The organism is Micromonospora sp. NPDC126480 (genome assembly GCF_040302465.1).
Lineage (GTDB): Bacteria > Actinomycetota > Actinomycetes > Mycobacteriales > Micromonosporaceae > Micromonospora.
Genome location: NZ_JBEORU010000059.1, coordinates 1 through 4129, shown reverse-complemented (window position 1 = coordinate 4129; position 4129 = coordinate 1). Strand labels below are relative to the sequence as shown.

Below are 4129 nucleotides of genomic sequence, written 5' to 3'. Positions count from 1 at the left end.
ACGGCTTCAGCCAGGAAGCCGGCCGCATCGCCGAGGGCATCATCGACGCCGCCGACTACTTCCAGGGACGCCTGCCGGAGGCGTTCGGCGGCTACGAACGGGCGCTGACCCGGTACCCCGTGCTGTATCCCACGGCGTGCAGTCCGCAGGCGTGGTCCACCGGAACTCCGCTGTTGCTGCTGCGGACCATGCTGGGCATGGAGCCCCGCGGCAACCACCTGGTGACGAGGCCGGCCGTGCCGACGAGCATGGGCCGGATCGAGTTGCTCAACATCCCCGGGCGGTGGGGGCGAGCGGGCGCGCTCGGACGCGCCCGCGCCGAGCGGCGCTGACCCGGGGCGGACACCGCGCCGGCGCGGGTGGGCAGTTGTTCCGGCGTACCCGACGACGCGTTCCCGGCGCGACGATGCGGTTGCGCCGCTCACCTACCGTGACCAACGACGGCGTGGCGGGGTTGACCCTCACGCGGCGTCACTGTTCAGGATCGGTCCCGGCGGCCGGGAAACCGGCTCGACCGGCGCCGGGTCAGGGGCAACCCTGAGGGGCGGTCGGGGGCACCCGCAGCAGGAAATCCGCCGCGGCTCCACCCGGAGTCGGACGGCTGCCGGGTGCCTGGCACCGAAGATGGGATTACCGCGCCGGACCAGGGGGGCCGGCGTGTCCGGACGACGAGAGGAAGATGACGTGACCGCGACGGTAGGCCGTCAGGCGCAGGCCGCGGCCCGCGCGAGCGACGTGTGGAAGGTGTACGGCAGCGGGGAGGCCCAGGTGATCGCGCTGCGGGGCGTCACCTGTGAGTTCGAGCGGGGCCGCTTCACGGCGATCATGGGCCCGTCGGGCTCGGGCAAGTCCACGCTGATGCACTGCCTCGCCGGGCTGGACTCGGTGACCCGGGGCACGGTGTCGATCGGCGACACCACCGTCACCGGGCTCGGCGACGCCGGGCTGACGAAGCTGCGCCGCGACAAGGTCGGTTTCATCTTCCAGCAGTTCAACCTGCTGCCGACGCTGACCGCGCAGGAGAACATCGTGCTGCCGCTGTCGATCGCCGGCCGCAAGCCCGACCCCGCCTGGTACGACACGGTGATCGACACGGTCGGCCTGCGGGACCGGCTGGGTCACCGGCCGGCGCAACTCTCCGGCGGGCAGCAGCAGCGGGTGGCGTGCGCCCGGGCGCTGGTCAGCCGCCCTGAGGTGATCTTCGCCGACGAGCCCACCGGCAACCTCGACTCGCGTTCCGGCGCGGAGGTGCTGAACTTCCTGCGCAACTCGGTACGGGAGCACGGGCAGACCATCGTCATGGTCACCCACGACCCGACCGCCGCCGCGTACGCCGACCGGGTGGTCTTCCTCGCCGACGGGCAGATCGTCTCCGAGCTGATCGAGCCGACCGCCGAGACGGTGCTGGACACGATGAAGAAGCTCGACACCCCGGCCGAGGTGGGCAACTGATGTTCCGGGCGACCCTCAAGAGCCTCCTGGCGCGCAAGCTCCGGCTGATCCTGTCCGGGTTGGCGGTGGTGCTGGGCGTCATGTTCGTCTCGGGCGCGTTCGTGCTCACCGACACCCTCGGCCGGTCCTTCGACGCGGTCTTCGCCGACGCGTACGAGGGGGTCGACGTCAATGTCGCCGCCAAGCCGAAGGTGCAGTTGAGCGAGTTCGAGGGCGAGCAGGTGGCGGCGCCGGTGCCGGCCTCGACGGTCGAGCGGGTCCGCGCGGTCCCCGGGGTGGCCGAGGCCACCGGCCTGGTGGCCGCCGACGGTGCCCGGCTGGTCGGCAGCAACGGCAAGGTCGTCACGTCGTTCGGGCCGCCGCAGCTCGGCGAGAACTGGGTGGGCGAGAGCGACCTCGTGCAGCTGCGCGAGGGCCGCGAGCCGCGCGCGGACGACGAGATCGTCGTCAACGCGGCCCTGGCCAAGGCCGGCCGGGTCTCCGTCGGGGACCGGGTGGGCGTGCTGACGCTGGAGCCGAAGAAGGAGTTCACGCTCGTCGGGATCTTCGGCTACAGCGGGGGCCGGGACTCCATCGGCGGCGCCAACGAGATCTTCTTCACCACTCCGGTGGCGCAGCAGCTGATGCTCGGCGAGCGTGACGTGTTCACAAACGTCACGGTCACCGCGGCCGACGGCGTGTCCGACGAGCGGCTCCGCGACGACCTCGCGGCCGCCCTGGGCGACAGCTTCGAGGTGAAGACCGGTGAGCAGCTGTCCGCCGACGCGTCGGCCGGCCTGAAGGAGGGCCTGTCCTTCTTCAACCGGATCCTGCTCGGCTTCGCCGCCGTCGCGCTGCTTGTCGGCACGTTCCTGATCCTCAACACGTTCTCGATCATCGTGGCCCAGCGCACCCGGGAACTGGCCCTGATGCGGGCGATCGGCGCCGGCCGCCGCCAGATCATCGGTTCGGTGGTGCTGGAGGCCGTGGCGGTGGGCCTGATCGCCTCGGTGCTCGGCCTGGCCGCCGGCATCGGCATCGGCGCGCTGCTGGCGTACCTGTTCGGCAACCTCGCCGGTGGTCTCACCCTCGCCGGGGTCGGGGTGCCGGCGGCGGCGGTGATCGGCGCGTTCGCCGTCGGCCTGGTGATCACGGTGGTGGCGGCGCTGCTGCCGGCGCTGCGGGCGTCGCGGATCCCGCCGATCGCCGCGATGCAGGACGTCGCGACGCCGGACCGGCCGCTGACGAAGGTCACCGTGGCCGGGGCGGCGGTCACCGCGATCGGGGCCACGCTGCTGTTCCTCGGTCTCGGCGGGCACGCCGGCGACAACACCCTGGCCACCATCCTCGGCGGCGTGCTGTTCGCCTTCATCGGTGTGGCGCTGCTGACCCCGCTGATCAGCCGGCCGGTGGTGAGCCTGCTCGGCATGATCTTCTCGTGGTCGGTGCCCGGCAAGCTGGGTCGGCTGAACTCGGGGCGCAACCCGCGCCGCACCGCGATCACGGCGGCCGCGCTGATGGTCGGCATCGCCCTGGTCACCGGCGTGACCGTCATCCTGGACTCGGCCAAGAGCAGCATCGGCGGCCTCGCTCGGGACACGATCAAGGCCGAGCTGGTGATCGCCGGGTCGCAGAGCGGTCCGCGTCCGCCGAGCTTCGATCCGGCGGTGCTGGAGAAGGTCGCGGCGCTGCCGGGCGTGCGGGTCGTCGACGGCTCCTACGGCGACATGGCGCAGGTCGGCGACGAGCGCACCTGGGTCGGGGCGAACAGCGACGTGTCGGCCCTCGGGTCGATCTTCGGTGCGAAGGCCACCGCCGGTGACATCAGCCGGCTCGGGCCGGACCAGATGCTGGTCAGCTCGGACGTGGCGAAGTCGCGCAACCTGACCGTCGGGTCCACCGTGCCGGTGCAGCTCGCCCGTGGTGAGCCGAAGACCTACACGGTGAGCGGCATCTACGAGAGCGCCGAGTTCCTCGACCCGGTCACGCTGCCGGTCGAGGCCACCCGGGACTTCACCGTCCCGCAGCCGATCATGGGCTTCATCCAGCTCACCGAGGGCACCCGCGCCGCCGACGTGCAGCCGCAGGTGGAGACGCTGCTGGCGGACAGCCCGGAGGTGTCGGTGGCCGACCAGGAGTCGTTCATCGATCAGCAGACCGGCCAGCTCGACGGGCTGCTCACGATGATCCAGATCCTGCTGGCGCTGGCCATCGTGATCGCCGTGCTGGGCATCGTCAACACGCTCGCGCTGTCGGTGCTGGAGCGGACCCGCGAGCTGGGTCTGCTGCGGGCGATCGGCCTGCGCCGCGCGCAGACCATGCGGATGATCGTCGTCGAGGCGGTGGTCATCTCGGTGTTCGGTGCGCTGCTCGGCATCGCCGTGGGCAGCGGGCTGGGCGCCGCGGTGGTCGAGGCGCTGCGCGACGAGGGCATCAGCGACCTGGTGCTGCCGTGGGCCGACATGGGCGTGATGGTCGCCCTCGGGGCCGTCGTGGGTGTGGTCGCGGCCGTCCTGCCGGCGATCCGCGCCGCCCGCATCAACGTCCTGGGCGCCATCGCCCACGACTGAGGTGAAAGGAGGGGCCCCCTGTTAACGCCTGGCGCCTGGGTTCTAGTGGTCGTCGCAACATCCCAGTTCAAGGGGTGCGATGGACTTCGAGGTCCGAGGGGATCGGAAACCGCAGGGACGTAGGAAGT

Annotated in this window: 2 protein-coding genes and 1 pseudogene; all 3 read left to right on the top strand. The window is 71.6% G+C overall.

Translation table 11 applies throughout. From position 1 onward, the window contains the following. Positions 1 to 332, top strand: a pseudogene (locus ABTW87_RS29995) (glycogen debranching N-terminal domain-containing protein); the annotation flags it as partial. A gap of 352 nt (positions 333 to 684) precedes the next feature. Then, entirely contained in the window at positions 685 to 1452 is a 768-nt protein-coding gene (locus ABTW87_RS29990; RefSeq protein WP_350654769.1) for an ABC transporter ATP-binding protein, read from the top strand. Next, positions 1452 to 4001 (top strand): ABC transporter permease, encoded by a 2550-nt coding sequence (locus ABTW87_RS29985; protein ID WP_350654767.1) that lies wholly within the window; start codon positions 1452 to 1454, stop codon positions 3999 to 4001. The genes ABTW87_RS29990 and ABTW87_RS29985 overlap by 1 nt, the downstream gene beginning before the upstream one ends. The last annotated feature ends 128 nt before the right edge of the window (positions 4002 to 4129 follow it).

Excerpts from the sequence above, each read along its gene's own strand:
- ABTW87_RS29985 (WP_350654767.1), top strand. The coding sequence starts at position 1,452 with ATGTTCCGGGCGACCCTCAAGAGCCTCCTGGCGCGCAAGCTCCGGCTG.